General features: G+C 72.2%; 14 protein-coding genes, 1 tRNA gene and 1 riboswitch. Of the genes, 6 read left to right on the top strand and 9 right to left on the bottom strand.

Annotated features, from left to right (window positions below; translation table 11 throughout):
• Nucleotides 1–77: 77 nt before the first annotated feature.
• Nucleotides 78–2,180, bottom strand: a complete 2,103-nt coding sequence (locus IE263_RS03440; RefSeq protein WP_189931948.1) for an asparagine synthase-related protein — start codon at nt 2,178–2,180, stop codon at nt 78–80.
• A gap of 723 nt (nt 2,181–2,903) precedes the next feature.
• Here IE263_RS03440 and IE263_RS03435 point away from each other — a divergent pair.
• The 4 genes from IE263_RS03435 (at nt 2,904) to IE263_RS03420 (ending at nt 8,129) form a co-directional block, all read left to right on the top strand.
• Nucleotides 2,904–4,328: an NsdA family TPR-like regulatory protein gene (locus tag IE263_RS03435; RefSeq protein ID WP_189931946.1), complete on the top strand. Its 1,425-nt coding sequence runs from the start codon at nt 2,904–2,906 to the stop codon at nt 4,326–4,328.
• A 162-nt stretch (nt 4,329–4,490) separates the two neighbouring features.
• Nucleotides 4,491–5,717, top strand: coding sequence for an L-2-hydroxyglutarate dehydrogenase (gene lhgD, locus IE263_RS03430; protein WP_189932064.1), 1,227 nt, complete (start codon nt 4,491–4,493; stop codon nt 5,715–5,717).
• A gap of 118 nt (nt 5,718–5,835) precedes the next feature.
• Nucleotides 5,836–6,642: a tRNA (guanosine(46)-N7)-methyltransferase TrmB gene (trmB, locus tag IE263_RS03425; RefSeq protein ID WP_189931944.1), complete on the top strand. Its 807-nt coding sequence runs from the start codon at nt 5,836–5,838 to the stop codon at nt 6,640–6,642.
• A gap of 50 nt (nt 6,643–6,692) precedes the next feature.
• Nucleotides 6,693–8,129 carry a PrsW family intramembrane metalloprotease gene (locus tag IE263_RS03420; protein ID WP_373311842.1) on the top strand — a complete coding sequence of 479 codons (1,437 nt, stop codon included), beginning with the start codon at nt 6,693–6,695 and terminating at the stop codon, nt 8,127–8,129.
• 40 nt (nt 8,130–8,169) lie between these two features.
• Here IE263_RS03420 and IE263_RS03415 read toward each other — a convergent pair whose 3' ends face one another.
• From IE263_RS03415 to IE263_RS03400, 4 genes are all read right to left on the bottom strand, one after another.
• Nucleotides 8,170–9,114: an aldo/keto reductase gene (locus IE263_RS03415; RefSeq protein ID WP_189931942.1), complete on the bottom strand. Its 945-nt coding sequence runs from the start codon at nt 9,112–9,114 to the stop codon at nt 8,170–8,172.
• A 138-nt stretch (nt 9,115–9,252) separates the two neighbouring features.
• Nucleotides 9,253–10,293, bottom strand: a complete 1,041-nt coding sequence (locus tag IE263_RS03410; protein WP_189931940.1) for a M23 family metallopeptidase — start codon at nt 10,291–10,293, stop codon at nt 9,253–9,255.
• Between the two features lie 9 nt (nt 10,294–10,302).
• Nucleotides 10,303–10,460, bottom strand: a riboswitch (cyclic di-AMP (ydaO/yuaA leader).
• Nucleotides 10,461–10,771: 311 nt separating this feature from the next.
• Nucleotides 10,772–10,845: transfer RNA gene (locus tag IE263_RS03405), tRNA-Met, on the bottom strand.
• Between the two features lie 73 nt (nt 10,846–10,918).
• A complete protein-coding gene (locus tag IE263_RS03400; protein WP_189932062.1) occupies nt 10,919–12,046 on the bottom strand; it encodes a dihydrofolate reductase family protein in 1,128 nt (375 codons plus the stop codon).
• Between the two features lie 219 nt (nt 12,047–12,265).
• On the opposite strand from IE263_RS03400, the gene IE263_RS03395 reads away from it, so the two are divergent.
• Both IE263_RS03395 and IE263_RS03390 read left to right on the top strand, forming a co-directional pair.
• Nucleotides 12,266–12,787 carry a MarR family winged helix-turn-helix transcriptional regulator gene (locus tag IE263_RS03395; protein WP_189931938.1) on the top strand — a complete coding sequence of 174 codons (522 nt, stop codon included), beginning with the start codon at nt 12,266–12,268 and terminating at the stop codon, nt 12,785–12,787.
• A 164-nt stretch (nt 12,788–12,951) separates the two neighbouring features.
• Nucleotides 12,952–13,587: a GTP cyclohydrolase II gene (locus IE263_RS03390; protein ID WP_189931935.1), complete on the top strand. Its 636-nt coding sequence runs from the start codon at nt 12,952–12,954 to the stop codon at nt 13,585–13,587.
• Between the two features lie 17 nt (nt 13,588–13,604).
• On the opposite strand, the gene IE263_RS03385 is transcribed toward IE263_RS03390, so the two are convergent.
• From IE263_RS03385 to IE263_RS03370, 4 genes are all read right to left on the bottom strand, one after another.
• A complete protein-coding gene (locus IE263_RS03385) occupies nt 13,605–14,003 on the bottom strand; it encodes an ASCH domain-containing protein (protein ID WP_189931933.1) in 399 nt (132 codons plus the stop codon).
• A gap of 42 nt (nt 14,004–14,045) precedes the next feature.
• The gene (locus tag IE263_RS03380; protein ID WP_189931931.1) at nt 14,046–14,726 is read right to left on the bottom strand and encodes an NUDIX domain-containing protein; all 681 of its coding nucleotides are present in this window, start codon (nt 14,724–14,726) and stop codon (nt 14,046–14,048) included.
• A complete protein-coding gene (locus IE263_RS03375; protein ID WP_189932059.1) occupies nt 14,723–15,091 on the bottom strand; it encodes a TIR domain-containing protein in 369 nt (122 codons plus the stop codon). The genes IE263_RS03380 and IE263_RS03375 overlap by 4 nt, the downstream gene beginning before the upstream one ends.
• A gap of 115 nt (nt 15,092–15,206) precedes the next feature.
• A complete protein-coding gene (locus IE263_RS03370; protein ID WP_189931929.1) occupies nt 15,207–15,995 on the bottom strand; it encodes a DeoR/GlpR family DNA-binding transcription regulator in 789 nt (262 codons plus the stop codon).
• Nucleotides 15,996–16,090 lie beyond the last annotated feature (95 nt).

Below are 16,090 nucleotides of genomic sequence, written 5' to 3'. Positions count from 1 at the left end.
GATCGGGGCCGGGGGCGGGCAGCGGGAATCCGGGTTCGTACGCCGCAGCGCCGGCTTCACCACCGGAGGTGCCTCCTTCACCCTCCGGAAGAAACCGCCCGTCTCTGCGGTGCGATTCCCGCTGGTACCGCACGCGCGCGTGCCGGGGTGCCGGTCCAACAGGTTCCCCGGCGGGACAGGAGGCGTCGCAGCCACAGTTCGAGGGAGATGAGGTCGGCGAGGCCGTCGAGGGGGAGGGGTTCGCCTGCGGCTGCGGAGCGGAGGGCCTTGCGGATGACGCGGGCCTCGACCAGGCCCGCTTCCGCCAGGAGGGGCGCGTCGAAGAGGGCGAGGAGGGGGTCTGCGGCCATGCGGATACCCGCGCGGGCCGCTGCGCTGGTGGAGGCCTGGGAGGGGGCGCCCCAGCCGGGCGGAAGGTCGGCCACCCCGGAGCTCTTCAGGACGGTGCGCAGGATCGCGGCGCGCGCCCCCGGTTGCACGCGCAGGGTCTCGGGGAGCGCACGGCAGGCGCGGACGACCTGGTTGTCGAGGAACGGAGCATGCAGGCGCTGGGAGCGGATCTCTGCGGCCTGCTCCAGGACGCGCAGGTCCGCGGCATGCCGGGCGAGGGCGGCACGCGCGCGATAGTCGCCGGGACGCTGGCCGGGACCCACGCCCGTGCGGTGCGCCATCCCCTGCAGACGAACCGACACTTCGGCCAGCGCCTCGCCGGTCAGCCAGCGTGCGGCCGGGCCGGGCCCGCCCCAGACGAGGGCCGCCAAGGAGGCGCCCACGGCACCGGCGGCGCCTGCGGGGTCGTCGAAACGGCGGTGCAGGAGCCGTTCGGCGAGGCCCTCCACGCCCGCCCGGTACGGGGTACGGGCCAGCCGGCGAGCAGCGCCGTACACGCGCGCGGGGACGAGCACGGAGCCCTCTGCCTTCGTCAGGGCGGCGACGGGACGCACGAGGTGGCGTCGCTTGCGGTCCATCAACAGGTCGGCCAGGCGGGCCGGGTGGGCGTCGAGGACCTGGCGGGCGCCGTAACCGGTGAAGTGGTCCGCGCTGCCCGCGGCGAGGCGCGCGCGGTGCCGGGCGGCCGTCACCAGGCTCGGGCCGGGTTCGTCGGTCAGGGGGCCGTCCAGGTCGGCGTACGGCAGGGCCTCCTCGCCGCCGGTCACGACGACGTGGTGCAGGCGCGGATTGGCCGCGAGGGTGCCGGCCCGCTCCAGTTCCTCCTCGTGGCCGCCGACGGCCAGGTCGTTGAAGGTGACGGCCAGCAGGCGCTCGCCCGCGCCCGTGCCGTGTCCCAGGAGCGTGCCCGGCCTGCCGGGCAGGCCGGCCGCCAGCAGCGCCAGCGTGCCGGACGCGGGGCCGCCGGACAGGTCGGCCCCGATGCCCGGGACCGGCATCCCGCGCGCGGCACGCCGTTCGGCGGGACCCATGCCGGGCACGGGCCCGGGGTCGATGTCGGGGACGTGGCGCGGCGCGGACAGACGCGTGCGTACCGCCTCGACGAGGGCGTCGCGCACGGCGTCGACCGCGCTGTCCGGGTCGGCCGGCGCCGCCGCCACGGCGAGGGAGGCGACCGGCTCGTACCCGGCGATCTCGCGCGCCCCGGCGCGCAGGATCAGTGCATGCCCCGGCGGAATGCGCCGCACGCCGTCGTACGGCGTGGAGTCGTGCACCGCGGCCGGTACGTCGGGCGCGGCGAGGAGAGCCGCCAGGTGTCCGAAGTCGAGGTTGGCCTCGATGAGGTCGGCCAGCGGCAGCGCGGCCGTCGCGTACGCCGTGCCGCCGGCCCAGGGCGTGTAGAACACCGGGCGCGCGCCCGCCAGATCGCCGCTGACGGTGATGCGGCGGCCGACCTGGACGATCGCGGTGTAGCTGCCCGGCCAGGCCGTCAGATGCCGAAGTGCGCCTCCGCGCGCGGCGAACAGTCCGACGCGCAGCTGCTCGTCCGTCGCCCCGCACGTGCCGAGAACGGCGATCCGGGTCTGGGCGTCGGCCTTCACCACCCGTACCTCGTCGGGCCGCCAGTCGCCGACCGCCCACAGCGGATCCGGGTCGCCCCACAGGAGTTGGGAGCCCACGGGGTGCAGCGTCTCGCCGTCGTAGCCGATCCCCCCGCCGTCCTCGTCGGCGTAGGCGCCGGGGCCGACGGCGCCCGCGGCGGTGCTGCTCCATCCCACCAACCACCGCATCGACGCCTCCACAGGCTGTGGACAACCAGTGCACCGTACGAACGGTTCACATGCTGCCACGAAGAACGCGCCGCAGAAGGAGGTGGCGCCGCTTGAGATCCCCGGAGTGCGCCCCTTGAACGCCCCCGCGCCGACCTGCAGGACCGTGCGCACTCACGCGCGCGGGGCGCCGACAACCGCGTGCACCCCCGCATGTGCGACGCGAATGCGCCCCCGATACGCTCCCTCAAAACGCCCTGCGCGCCCTCGATTTCCATGGTGGGAAGCGCAATCACCCACGGAACACAGGGTCGATTTTCAGCCAAATCCCGCGCGCGTGGCCGTCGTCGGGACAGGCTCGCACACGCTCCGTACACAGCCGCGCGCCTCGACCCGCGCGCCGGCCCGGGAGGCGGAGATCGCCCCCCGGGCCGTTCCGCCGCCCGCGGGGATGGTGGCGGCGGTGTCCCCCAGCCCACTGGATCCAGTACAGCGGGCCGACCCACGCACGACCCATGGAACCGCTCCCCCGATGGCCGGAGAAGAGCGCACGGACGGGCGCACGGCCACACAGCGGGAGCACGCGGCCACGGAACGTACCGGCGCCCGTACTCCCGTACGGGCCACAATCCCGCCATCCGGAAGAATGCCCCTTAACGCTTGGGATGCGGCGAACTACGCTGGGTTTACGAATGCCGCGTGGTTATGCCAGCGCGGCAGCCGTCTGTGTCGAGGGGTGGCGCAATGTCCAGGGAGCAACGCGGGCCGAACGAAAAGCTCGGCGCCGTTCTCGCCCTCGCGGGAATCAGCAACGCGGGACTCGCGCGACGTGTCAACGATCTTGGGGCTCAACGCGGGTTGACCCTTCGCTACGACAAGACGTCCGTGGCGCGCTGGGTGTCGAAGGGCATGGTGCCGCAGGGTGCCGCGCCGCACCTCATCGCGGCCGCGATCGGCCAGAAGCTCGGCCGTCCGGTGCCGCTCCACGAGATCGGTCTTGCGGACGCGGACCCCGCGCCCGAAGTGGGCCTCGCCTTCCCCAGAGACGTCGGCCAGGCCGTGCGCTCGGCGACGGAGCTGTACCGCCTCGACCTCGCCGGCCGCCGGGCCGGCTCCGGTGGCATCTGGCAGTCGCTGGCCGGTTCGTTCGCAGTAAGCGCATACGCAACGCCGGCCTCGCGGTGGCTGATAACCCCGGCCGACAGTTCGGTGGCGCGCGAGGCCCACACCGTGGAGGGCTCCGGCGCACCGCTCAAAGTCGGCCACAGCGATGTGCAGAAGCTGCGGGAGGCCGCGGAGGACGCCAGGCGCTGGGACTCCAAGTACGGGGGCGGCGACTGGCGTTCGTCCATGGTGCCGGAGTGCCTGCGGGTGGAGGCGGCGCCGCTGCTGCTCGGCTCGTACTCCGACGAGGTCGGGCGCGCCCTGTTCGGGGCGAGCGCCGAACTCACCCGCCTCGCCGGCTGGATGGCCTTCGACACCGGCCAGCAGGAGGCCGCCCAGCGGTACTACATCCAGGCACTGCGCCTCGCGCGCGCGGCCGCGGACGTCCCGCTCGGGGGGTACGTGCTGGCGTCGATGTCGTTGCAGGCGACGTACCGCGGCTTCGGCGACGAGGGCGTCGACCTCGCCCAGGCCGCCCTGGAGCGCAACCGCGGCCTGGCCACGGCCCGCACGATGAGCTTCTTCCGCCTGGTCGAGGCCCGCGCCCACGCGCGCGCGGGTGACGCCCAGGCCGCCGGCGCGGCCCTCAAGGCCGCCGAGAGCTGGCTGGAGCGCGCCCGCGACGGCGACAACGACCCGTCGTGGCTCGGTTTCTACTCCTACGACCGCTTCGCCGCCGACGCCGCCGAGTGCTACCGCGACCTGAAGGCACCACGCCAGGTGCGCCGCTTCACGGAGCAGGCGCTGTCGCAGCCGACGGAGGAGTTCGTGCGCTCGCACGGACTCAGGCTCGTCGTCTCAGCGGTCGCCGAACTCGAGTCGGGCAACCTGGACGCGGCCTGCGAGCAGGGTGTGCGGGCGGTGGAGGTGGCCGGACGCATCTCGTCCGCCCGCACCACCGAGTACGTCAAGGACCTCCTGCACCGCCTGGAGCCGTACGGCGACGAGCCGCGTGTGGTGGAGCTGCGGGAGCGGGCGCGGCCTCTGCTGATGGCTCCCGCGTAGCGCTCCGCCGGGGGCGGACCGGTGCTGGTGCTCCTGCCTTCCTGGTGCTCCTGCCTTCCAGGGGCTTCTGCCTCCCTGATGCTGCGCCCGGCCGGGCGCAGACCCGCACCTCCCGGGTTTCAAGGCATTGTCAGTGGCGCAGTGCACTATCGAAGCCGGGAGGTGGTGCAGGTGCGCGAGGGTCGGGCGATCGGGTACGACTGCGACGTGCTGGTGATCGGCGGTGGGATCGTCGGCCTGTCGACGGCGCACGCGATTTCGCGTGCCGCGCCGGGGACGCGGGTGACGGTGCTGGAGAAGGAGCCGGGGCCCGCCCGGCACCAGACGGGGCGCAACAGCGGCGTCATCCACAGCGGGATCTACTACCGGCCCGGCTCGCTGAAGGCACGGTACGCGGTGCGGGGCGCCGCCGAGATGATCAAGTTCTGCGCGGAGTACGGCATCCCGCACGCCGTCACCGGCAAGCTGATCGTCGCCACGGACCGGGCGGAGCTGCCCCGCCTGCACGCGCTGGTCCAGCGCGGCAGGGAGAACGGGATTCCGGTGCGGGAGCTGGGCCCCGCCCAGATCTCCGAGTACGAACCCGAGGTGCGCGGACTCGCGGCGATACGCGTGCGCACCACCGGCATCTGCGACTTCACGGCGGTCGCCCGACAGCTGGGCGAGGCGTCCGGGGCGGAGATCCGGTACGGCGCGGAGATCGTGCAGGTCGACCGGCGCCCGGAGCGGGGGGTCGCCGTCCGTACCGCGCGCGGGGACGTCGTGCGGGGCCGGGTGCTGGTGAACTGCGCCGGGCTCTACTGCGACGAGATCGCCCGGCTGACCGGGGACGAGCCCGAGGTGCGGATCGTGCCGTTCCGGGGGGAGTACTACGAGCTGGCCCGGCCCGAGCTGGTGCGGGGGCTGGTGTATCCGGTGCCCGATCCGGCGTTCCCGTTCCTCGGGGTGCATCTCACACGCGGGATCGACGGGGGCGTCCACGTCGGGCCCAACGCGGTGCCGGCGCTGGCGCGGGAGGGGTACGGGTGGGGGGTCGTACGACCGCGGGAGGTTGCGGCGACGGCCGCGTGGCCCGGGGTGTGGCGGATGGGGCGGCGGCACTGGCGGTACGGGGTGGGGGAGCTGCGTCGGTCGTGGTCCAAGAGGGCGTTCGTGGAGGCGGTGCGTCGATTGCTGCCGGCCGTGGAGGAAGGGGATCTGGTACCGGCGGCGGCTGGGGTGCGGGCGCAGGCGGTGCTGCGGGACGGGGGGCTGGTGGACGACTTCCTGATACGGGAGGAGGTGCGGGCGGTTCATGTGCTGAACGCGCCTTCACCTGCGGCGACGGCCTCTCTGCCGATCGGGCGGGAGGTGGCTCGGAGGGCGTTGGGGGTGTTGGGAGAGCTGTGAGGGTGGGGCGGGCGTGGAGGGGTTTCGCCCCCGCTGCCCGTACCCGCCCCGTCCTCCAGGGGCTCCTCCCCTACGCCCCTCCAGGACCCCACCCGCCCAGCGTAAAATCGAGCCCACTGTGTCTGATTCTCTGAACACTCCCGAAGTCCCCCGACCCGCCCCCGGCGAGTCTCTCCGGCGTGCCCGTGGCAAGGGGGAGCCGCGGTTTCCCGATGGGCCCAAGGCCGATCCTGCTGGATCTCACTTCGAGCGGCGGATTCGGAGTTTTCAGCCGCGGCGCAGTCGGGTGACCGCGGGGCAGGCCGATGCGTTGCAGCGGCTGTGGCCCAAGTGGGGGCTCGACATCGATGGGCGGCATGTCGATCTCGTCGAGTTGTTCGGGAATGACCGGCCCGTCGTCATGGAGATCGGGTTCGGGATGGGGGAGGCCACCGCGCAGATGGCCGCCGCCGATCCCGGCACCAACATCCTCGCCGTGGACGTGCACACGCCCGGGCAGGGGAATCTGCTCAACCTGGCCGACCGCGACGGGCTCACCAACCTCCGTGTCGGCAACGGCGACGCGATCATTCTGCTGCGCGAGATGCTGGACCCGGACTCCCTCGACGGGCTGCGCGTCTACTTCCCCGACCCGTGGCCCAAGAAGCGGCACCACAAGCGCCGCCTGATCCAGCCGGAGTTCCTCAGCCTGGCCGCGACCCGTCTGAAGCCGGGCGCGCTCGTGCACTGCGCGACCGACTGGGAGCCCTACGCGGAGCAGATGCTGGAGGTGCTCACCGCGCACCCCGAGTTCGAGAACACGCAGGCCGACGGCGGTTTCGCGCCCCGGCCCGAGTTCCGGCCGCTGACCCGTTTCGAGGGGCAGGGGCTGGACAAGGGTCATGTGGTGAACGATCTGCTCTTCCGCCGCGTACAGCACGGCTGACCGTCCCGACCCCCTCCACCACCGTCCTCTCCCTCGTTAGGGTCGATGCCGTGGCCATCAGTCCCCCGTATCCACCGCACCCGCCGCAGCCGCCCCAGCCGGGCGGCACACCCGAGGGAGGTGTGCTCCGGCACGCGCACTGGTGGCAGCACAGGTGGGTGCGTTACGGCGCGCTGATCACCCTGCTCGCGCTCTCCGGGCTCGTCATCCTGGCGCTGGTGCGGGAACAGACCGGCACGGAAGGGTTCCTGGTCGGGCTCGGGCTCGCCGTCTTTCCCGTACCGCTGCTCATCGCCGCCTTCCGGTGGCTCGACCGGGTCGAGCCCGGCCCCTGGCGGAACCTGATGTTCGCGTTCGCCTGGGGCGCGTGCGCGGCGGCGCTGATCGCGATCGTCGCCAACAGCTTCGCCACGAGATGGATCGCCACGGCGACCGCCGACCCCGCCGGCGCGGACACTCTGGGCTCGACCGTCATAGCGCCCGTCGTCGAGGAGTCCGCGAAAGCCGCCGCCGTCCTGCTCGTCTTCCTCTTCCGCCGACGGGACTTCACCGGAATCGTCGACGGCGTCGTCATAGCCGGGATCACCGCCACCGGCTTCGCGTTCACCGAGAACATCCTGTACCTCGGCACCGCCTTCGGCACCGACCAGCTCACCGGCGACAGCGGCATCGCCTCCGTCACCGCCGCGACCTTCTTCGTGCGCATCATCATGTCCCCGTTCGCGCACCCCCTGTTCACGGTCCTGACCGGCATCGGCTTCGGCATCGCCGCGCTCTCCGGGGACCGTCAGCGCGTACGGCGCGTCCTGCTTCCGCTGACCGGCCTGCTCCTCGCGATGGCCATGCACGCCTTCTGGAACGGCTCGTCGGTCCTCGGCGAGTGGGGGTTCTTCGCGGTGTACGGGGCGTTCATGGTGCCCGCCTTCGCGGTGCTGACCTGGCTGGTGGTGTGGACGCGTCAGCGCGAACTGGGCACCGTACGGGAGGAGCTGCCCGCCTACACTGCCGCGGGCTGGCTCACCCCGGCGGAGCCGTACGCGCTCGGCTCGATGCGGGCCCGGCGGCTGGCCCGCGACTACGCCCGCCGGCACCTGGGCAAACCGGCCGCGCGGGAGGTGGCGCAGTACGAGGCCTACGCGACCTCCCTGGCGTTCCTGCGGCACCGGGGGCGCCTCGGCCGCGCCGGTGCCGACTTCGTCGTACGGGAACGGGAGTTGCTGAACGAGCTGTGGCGGCGCAAGGACATCGCACGCCCCGCACTGGACCACGCGGCCCGGATGACGGCACCCCCGGTACCGGTGGCCGCACCGCCCTGGCCGGTCTACGGGGTGTACGGGCAGGGATACGGGTACGGGCACGGGCACGTGTATCCGGCGGGGCCGCAGCCGTATCCGCAGGCGCAACCACAGCCGCACCCGCACCCGCAGCCCGGGTACGCGGGGTACGGGTACAGCCAGCACGACCCCTACCGCCAGTCCCCCTTCTAAGGGGCCCACGGGACGGAGGCAGGGGGCAACGGACTCAGCCTTACGCCGACGCCTCCGTCAGCCGTCCGATCTCCGCCTCCGTCAGCTCCAGCTCGGCCACCCCCAGCAGTGCCGGCAGCTGTTCCACGGTCCGTGCGGAGGCGATCGGTGCCGCGATCGTCGGCTGGGCCGCGAGCCAGGCCAGCGCCACGGTGGCGACCTCGCTGTCGTGCGCCCGGGCGATCTCGTCCAGGGCGGTGAGGACCTTCCGGCCCCGCTCCGTCTCCAGGTGCTTCGCGGCGCCCTCGGCCCGTGCGCTGTCCACGGTCGTACCGGGCCGGTACTTGCCGGTGAGGAAGCCGGACGCCAGCGCGAAGTACGGCACGGCGGCCAGGCCCGAGGCGGCGGCGACGTCCTGGAGTCCGCCTTCGTACGTGTCGCGGGAGACCAGGTTGTAGTGCGGCTGGAGGGCCACGTACCGGGCGAGGCCCTCGCGGTCGGAGAACTCCAGGGAGGCCCGCAGGCGTTCGGGCGAGATGTTGGAGGCGGCGATGTGCCGGACCTTTCCGGCCTTCACCAGGTCGTCGAGGGCGCCGATGATCTCCTCGACGGGCACCTCGGGCTTGTCGAAGTGGGTGTAGTAGAGGTCGATGTGGTCGGTACCGAGGCGGCGCAGGGAGGCGTCGGCGGCGGCCTTGATGGTGGTGGCGCTGAGCCCCTGGAAGTCGGGGTGCTGGCTGACCTTCGTCGCGATCACGACGTCGTCGCGGTTGCCGCGCGCCTTCACCCACTTGCCGATCAGGGTCTCGGACTCACCGCCGCTGTTGCCCTCGACCCAGGCCGAGTAGGAGTCGGCGGTGTCGACGAAGTTGCCGCCGGCGGCCGTGTAGGCGTCGAGGACGGCGAAGGTGGCCGTCTCGTCCGCGGTCCAGCCGAAGACGTTGCCGCCGAGGGCGAGCGGGAAGACCTCGAGGTTGGAGGAGCCGAGCTTGCGCAGAGAAGTCATGCTCTGTGTCAACGCCTTGGCCGGAGACACGCATTCCGCGTCTCCGGCCAAGGGTTCGCAAACATCCGGGAAACATCCGGGCCGCATCCGGGAGACCTCACCGACCCCAGGAAGCCTCCGGAAATTCCCCGGAAGATCTCAGGGGTTGAGCCCCTTGTCCCGCAGCCAGGCCGCCGGGTCGATGCCGGAGCCGCTGCCGGTGTGGACCTCCAGGTGGAGGTGGGCACCGGTGACGTTGCCGGTGGCGCCGACACGGCCGATGACGTCGCCGGTGGCGACCTTCTGGCCGACGCTGACGCTGATGGAGGACTGGTGGGCGTACCAGATCTCGGTGCCGTCGTCGAGGGTGAGCACGGTCTTGTACCCGTACGACCCGTCCCAGCCGGCGGAGGTGATGGTGCCGCTGTGCACGGCCTTGAGCAGGGTGCCGGTGGGGGCGGCGAAGTCGAGGCCGGTGTGGTACCCGGAGGACCAGTAGGCGCCGGCCTGGCCGAAGCTCGAGGTGATGGTGTACGAGGAGGTCGGCAGCGTGTACTGCTTGGCGAGCTCGGCGAGGCGCTCGGCCTCGGCCTTCTTCGCGGCTTCCTCGGCGGCCTTCTGCTTGGCGGCGGCGGCCTGGGCCTCCGCCTCCGCCTTGGCCTTGGCGGCCGCGTCGGCCTCGGCCTTGGCGGCGGCGGCCGCCGCGGCGGCCTGGGCCTTGGCCTCGATCTGGGTCTGCTGCGACTCGGCCTGCGCCATGATGCGGCTGCGCAGCACCTCACCGGCGTCGGCAGTGCTCTGGGTGACGCTGTCGTCCGCGGCGACCGGGTCGGCGGCGACGCTGCCGAAGCTGGCGAGGGCCGGCGCGCTCTCCTCGGGGGTGTCCTCGTCGGATATCAGGGAACCCACGGAGGGGAGGTCCGGCATGGAGATGGAGACCGGCGGCTTGCCGGTGTTGGCGCTGGCCATGCCCGCGCCGCCGACGGCGGCTATGACGCCGACGCCGAGAACGGTGGAGCTGCGGGCGAGTCCGCCGCGCTGCTTGGCCTTGGCGACGCGGTGCCGGCCACGTACGGGGCGAATGGACTCCGCGGTGGGGTTCCACTCCTCCCAGGGGCCCTCGTCGGTGCGGTAGCTGCCGTAGCCGAAGGTCTGGCTGGGCACGGAGGGGGCTTCTGGGGCAGGCCGGTTGGACGCCACGCGGGCGTACTCCTTTCCTTCCGTCGCCTACCGGGTTAGCTGACGGGTTCGGAGCGGGAAGGTCTCCTACGCGCGTATACCGGCCGTTGCTACACGGCGGCTTCCGCGTGATTCACCCCATGGTGGTGGTTCCCCGGTTCCCTTACGGGATTCGGCGCGTGCGCACGGAGCCGTCTCTTGTGACGGCTGGGACGACCGCGCTGCGTTATCGAACGTTAATAGACCCGGGGCCGGGATTCCAAGCTGTTCCTCTTGATCAACAACATTTTTGACCTGGACTTTTGTCCCACGACTGGTGAAAAACGGGCGAGTTGACCTTGGGTCGGGGGTGCCTCATGCGTCACACCAGTTTTGATGGTGACTCAGCTGTTATGCGCAGGGCGCTTGGTCGATCACAGGCGGTGATGGCGGACGACGATCCGGGGTGAACGCACCGAGGGCCGGAACCCTGATCTGGGTTCCGGCCCTCGGCCTTCAGTAGCGGGGACAGGATTTGAACCTGCGACCTCTGGGTTATGAGCCCAGCGAGCTACCGAGCTGCTCCACCCCGCGTCGGTATGACACCAGTGTACGCCATGCGTGGGACACGAAGTACAACGGTTGATTCGCGGGGTGCCCGAGCGGCTCACAACAGGTGGGCGTTGGGCGCCTTGGCCTGCACCTCGTGGTCCGGGAGTACGACGACGTCCACGCCCGCCGCCGTCAGCAGCCCGGTGCCGTCGGCCTCGTGGACGAAGGTGTCCGGCTCCCGCCAGGCCGTCACGACCCGGCGGACGCCCGCGTCGAGGATGAGGCGGGCGCAGGGGGCCGGGCGGGAGGAGCGGCGGGTGCAGGGTTCCAGGCTGGTGTAGACGGTGGCCGCGGCCAGGCGGGGGTCGCCGGGGTCGATCTTCGCGAGGGCGGCCTCCTCGGCGTGGACGACGGGGTCGCCGGCCTCCCGGGAGTGGCCGCGCGCCAGCTCCGTCCCGTCGGCGGCCACCACCACCGCGCCCACGCTGAACGCGGTCCGCGAGGGCGGGCAGTCGGCCGCCAGCTCGCAGGCGAGGGCCAGCCAGTGCCGGTCGGCGGCGGCGGGGAGCGAGCCGGTGCCGGGGGCGGTGGGCTCGTAACGCATGAGGACGACGTCCTCGATGCGGCGCGTCTCGACGAGCCGCAGCCGTCCGCCCTGGTAGCCGCCCGGCCCGAAGAGCCGGGGCGCGTGCGGGTCGCCGACGAACAGGGGGGCCAGGACGAGCTGGAGTTCGTCGGCGAGGCCCTCCTGCAGGAGCTGGGTGTGGATGGTGCCGCCGCCCTCGACCATCAGCCGCCGTACGCCCCGGACGTCGTGGAGGTGCTCGAGGAGCCGTCGCCAGTCGAGGCCGGGTCCCAGGGGGACCACGTCGGCGGCGAGGCCGAGTGAGCGGGCACGTTCGGCGCCCTTGTCGGTCGTGTACACGACCTTCTCGCCGCCCGTGTGCCAGAACTTCGCCGCCGGGTCCAGCTCGCCGGAACCACTGACCGTGACCTTGAGGGGGTACTCCGGCTTGCCCGCGGCCAGACGGGCGGCCCGGCGGTCGGGCGAGTTGACCAGGAGGCGGGGGTTGTCGGCGCGGATGGTGCCGGCGCCGACCAGGATCGCGTCGACCGAGGCCCGTACCTCGTCGACCCGGTCGAAGTCGGCGGGGCTGGAGAGCAGCAGGCGGTCGGGGCCGGTGTCGTCGAGGTAGCCGTCGAGGGAGACGGCGGCGGACAGCAGGACGTACGGGTACGGCATCGGCGCGGTCTCTCCGGGCGTGGTCTGGCGGCGGGCTGGGGTCGGCGGCGAACTGGGGTTCACGGCGGGCTGGTCTGCGGCGAACTGGGGCTCGCGCGGGCTGGTCTGGCGGCGGGCTCGGCCGGGCGGGCTTGCTCGGGTGGGACTTGGTCGAGCGGTGGTGCGTGCCTGACCGGACAGGGTCTTGGTTCAAGTTTGAAACAAACCTACACTGGTGACATGACGACTCGCTGGCTCACCCCCGAGGAGCAACGCGCCTGGCGCGCGTACGTCGCCGGGTACCTCCTCCTGGAGGACACCATCGACCGGCAGCTCCAGCAGGAGGCCGGCATGCCTCATCTCTATTACTCCATCCTCGCCAACCTCTCCGAGGCGCCGGAGCGGCGGCTGCGCATGACCGACCTCGCGGAGCGGCTGAAGATCACCCGCAGCAGACTGACGTATGCGGTGACCCGCCTCGAGAAGGACGGGCTGCTGCGGCGCGAGGAGTGCCGCTGGGACAAGCGCGGGAGCGTCGCGGTCCTGACCGACGAGGGCATGACGGTCCTGGAGCGCGCGGCGCCCGGCCATGTCGAGACGGTCCGCGCCTTCCTGTTCGACCGGCTCACCCCCGAGCAGGTGGGTCAGCTGGAGGAGATCTTCACCCAGGTCACGCAGGGGCTCCAGGGGGGCGACAGCGAGGCCGTGCCCGAGGATCTCCCGTGGCGCCGGCGTTCGTCGCCCTGTTCGGGAACCCCATGAGGGGCGACCGCGTGAGCCACAGCCCGTGGGCCGCGGTCCGGGCCGCAACCTCATGAGTCCCCTCACAATTCGGTTGCTTCAAATTTAAAGCATAGGGTAGGGTCTCGATTCGTAGATCTGCTTCAAATCTGAAGCAGAGGATCGCCTGGACCCGGAGAACCCGCATGCCCGACACCCCCGCCGCCACCCCGCGTGCCCGCGTCCGGGTACCGCTGCGCTTCGCCGACGGCTACTCCGTCGACGCCGAGCTGGTCACCTTCCACGGCCTGACCGACGGCCAGGAGCACGTGGCCGTCGTCCTCGGCGACCCCGGCCCCGTCCCGCTGGTCCGGCTGCACTCCGAGTGCCTGACCGGCGACGTCTTCGGCTCCGCCCGTTGTGACTGCGGTCCCCAGCTGCGCGAGGCCGTCGAGCGCATAGCCGACCGCGGCGGCGTCCTGCTCTACCTCCGCCAGGAGGGCCGCGGCATCGGCCTGTACAACAAGCTCGACGCGTACGCCCTCCAGGACCAGGGCCTGGACACCTACGAGGCCAACGCCGCCCTCGGTCTGCCGGAGGACGACCGGGACTACACGGCCGCGGCCCAGATGCTGCGTGCCCTGGGCATCACCGCCCTGGACCTGCTGTCCAACAACCCCGACAAGGCCGACCAGCTCCGCGGGCTGGGCATCGACGTCCACGACCGTGTGCCCACGGGCGTCTTCACCACCCCGCACAACGTGCGCTACCTGCGCGCGAAGGTCCTGCAGACGCAGCACACGCTGCCGCTGGCGGACCTGACGGAGCTCAGCGTCGGCTGAGGCTTCCTCAGGCTTTCTCAGGCGTCCTCCACCACCCGGAACGCCAGGCACACCACAGGCGTGTCGTCCTCGACGGGGGTGCCCTCGCGGCTCCAGAAGCGGCGGTGGCCCGTGCGCCACTCGTCGAGGTCGGCGTCGCCCTCGCCCTCGGCCGCCGCGTGCTCCCAGGTGACCGCGGCGAAGGTGGTGAGTTCCACGCCGGTGATCTCGACGGTGGCGACGCGGCGGCCCTCGACGTCCAGCAGGGCCAACCGCTCACCGACGTACTCCAGGCCCTCCGTCTCCTCCACGTACTCCGCGAGGAGGCCCGTGGTGGCCGTCTTCTTCCCGGACAGGACAAGGGAGTTGAGCCGGACGCGCATCTCGTCGGGGGTGCCGAGCTCCAGCGCCCGCATGCCGTCGACCCGTGGCCACATCGTCGTCTCCTCGCTTGTCACTGGTGCCCGAAGGGGCTGTTGTCACCGGTGCCCGAAGGGGCCCTCGAGCGCGGCCCACTGAAGCAGCATGATGGTCTTCGCGTCGGCGATCGCGCCGTTCCGGATCAGGGCGAGCGCCTCGGTGAAGGGCAGTTCCACGACGGTGATGTCCTCGCCCTCGTCGGCGACGCCGGCCGTGTCGGCACCGGGGGCCGACCCGTCGTAGGGCGCGGCGAAGAAGCTCAGGCGTTCGGTGACCGAGCCGGGGCTCATGTACGCGTCGAAGACGTGCTCGACCTCGTGGACGGTCCGGCCGGTCTCCTCCTCGGCCTCGCGGCGGATCGCCTCCTGCGGGTCGTCGCCGTCCAGCAGCCCGGCCGCCGTCTCCAGCAGCATGCCGTCGGGGTGCCCGTTGACGTACGCGGGCAGCCGGAACTGACGGGTCAGCAGGACCGTACGCCGGTCGGGGTCGTAGAGCAGGATCGTCGCGCCGTCGCCGCGGTCGTACGTCTCGCGCCGCTCGCGGCTCCAGTGGCCGTCGCTGTGCTGGTAGTCGAAGGTGGTGCGACGCAGGACGGACCAGTCGCAGGCGAGGACCTCCACGTCGTGGATACGGACGCGGGGGTTGCCGGTGAGGTCGCGTCCCTGGCGGTCGAGTCCGGTGCGGCCGCGGGCGTCGGGGAGGTCGATGCCCGGGCGGCCCGGGGCGGTGTTCTCCGTCATCGGCGGCCGCCGGCCGGTACGGCGATGAACTCGGCGAGATCGGTGTACACGTCCTTGCCCTGCGCCCGCGCCCGCGCCACCATCCGGTCGGCTCCCTCCGAGGGGCCGCCGATGCGCAGGACCGCGTCGCAGCGGTCGAGCAGGCGTTCGGCGACGGGGTGGAAGAGTTCCTCGAAGAGCGGGTCGTCGGGGCCGGTACTGCCGGCCGTCTCCAGCAGGGGCAGCGCGAGCGCCTCACCGGTGACGGGAAGGTGCCCGGCGCGGAAGAGGGCCAGGGCGGCCTCGTTCATGGCCCGTACGTTCGCGGCGAGCTTGGCGGGGTCGTCACCGGTGCCGGAACGGTACGGCCCGGCGACGAGGACCATCAGGGGTGGACGGGTCACTGAGTCACTCCTTGAGAGGCTCGGTTGTTGAAATCGGGCTCGGTTCCTGAGGGAGGGCTCAATTCCCCCGAGGGATGGCGCGGTTCCTGAGGCGGACTCAGACGAGCACGGTCTCGACGCCCGCCTCACGCAGGGCGTCCAGGGTCTGGGGGCCGCCGGGGTGGGTGACGGGGTCGGCCGCGGCGGCGTCGGTGACGAAGGTGTCCACGGCGTCGAGCGGGGCGACCTGACTGAACGCGCGTACGCCCAGCTTGGTCGCGTCGGCCACGGCGACGGTGCGGCCGGCCTGGCCGAGTCCCGCCTGCTTCACTGCGGCGTCGTCCAGGGAGAACTCGGACCAGCCATGCGTGGCGTGCACTCCGCCGATGGACATCACGAACACGTCGAAGGCGAGCGACTCCACGGTCCGCAGCGCCAACGGCCCCACCAGGGACCGCTCCCCCGGCCGCGACCGCCCGCCGACGACCAGCAGGTCGATCCCGGGCCGGTCGGCCAGCCGTACGGCCGCCTGCAGACTGAGCACGGCGACGGTCAACGGCCCGCGTGCGGCGAGGTGTTCGGCGACATGCACGGTCGTGGTCCCGGCATCGAGCAGCACCCGCGCCCCCGGCTCGACCAGCCCGGCGACGACGGCCCCGAGCCGATCCTTGGTAGCGGCCTGCCACCCGTCCCGCGCCTCGAACCCGCCCCCCTCCTCCCGAGCCCTGTCAGCGACGGCCCCACCGTGCACCCGCCGCACGAGCCCCTGCTTCTCCAGCGCGTCGAGATCCCTGCGCACGGTCATCTCGGACACCCCGAGCCGCTGGGCCAACTCGGCCACGGAGACGCGGCCTTCGGCGCCTTGGACGAGGCGGAGGGTCAGGTCGAGGCGGTTGGCGGCACCCATGGGGGTATTTCTACCATGGGAATGATCGAATGAACATGTATATGTTCGAGTCAGGGGACCTGCTCACTGGGGACAGCGAACGCCTGAAGGGCCCG

The sequence above is a fragment of the Streptomyces aurantiogriseus genome, assembly GCF_014649375.1.
Lineage (GTDB): Bacteria > Actinomycetota > Actinomycetes > Streptomycetales > Streptomycetaceae > Streptomyces > Streptomyces aurantiogriseus.
The sequence above is the reverse complement of the archived record's forward strand: the minus strand, read 5'-3'. Positions and strand labels throughout refer to the sequence as shown.

Excerpts from the sequence above, each read along its gene's own strand:
- IE263_RS03440 (WP_189931948.1), bottom strand. The coding sequence starts at position 2,180 with ATGCGGTGGTTGGTGGGATGGAGCAGCACCGCCGCGGGCGCCGTCGGC.
- IE263_RS03435 (WP_189931946.1), top strand. The coding sequence starts at position 2,904 with ATGTCCAGGGAGCAACGCGGGCCGAACGAAAAGCTCGGCGCCGTTCTC.
- IE263_RS03415 (WP_189931942.1), bottom strand. The coding sequence starts at position 9,114 with ATGACTTCTCTGCGCAAGCTCGGCTCCTCCAACCTCGAGGTCTTCCCG.
- IE263_RS03400 (WP_189932062.1), bottom strand. The coding sequence starts at position 12,046 with ATGCCGTACCCGTACGTCCTGCTGTCCGCCGCCGTCTCCCTCGACGGC.
- IE263_RS03395 (WP_189931938.1), top strand. The coding sequence starts at position 12,266 with ATGACGACTCGCTGGCTCACCCCCGAGGAGCAACGCGCCTGGCGCGCG.
- IE263_RS03390 (WP_189931935.1), top strand. The coding sequence starts at position 12,952 with ATGCCCGACACCCCCGCCGCCACCCCGCGTGCCCGCGTCCGGGTACCG.
- IE263_RS03385 (WP_189931933.1), bottom strand. The coding sequence starts at position 14,003 with ATGTGGCCACGGGTCGACGGCATGCGGGCGCTGGAGCTCGGCACCCCC.
- IE263_RS03380 (WP_189931931.1), bottom strand. The coding sequence starts at position 14,726 with ATGACGGAGAACACCGCCCCGGGCCGCCCGGGCATCGACCTCCCCGAC.
- IE263_RS03375 (WP_189932059.1), bottom strand. The coding sequence starts at position 15,091 with ATGGTCCTCGTCGCCGGGCCGTACCGTTCCGGCACCGGTGACGACCCC.
- IE263_RS03370 (WP_189931929.1), bottom strand. The coding sequence starts at position 15,995 with ATGGGTGCCGCCAACCGCCTCGACCTGACCCTCCGCCTCGTCCAAGGC.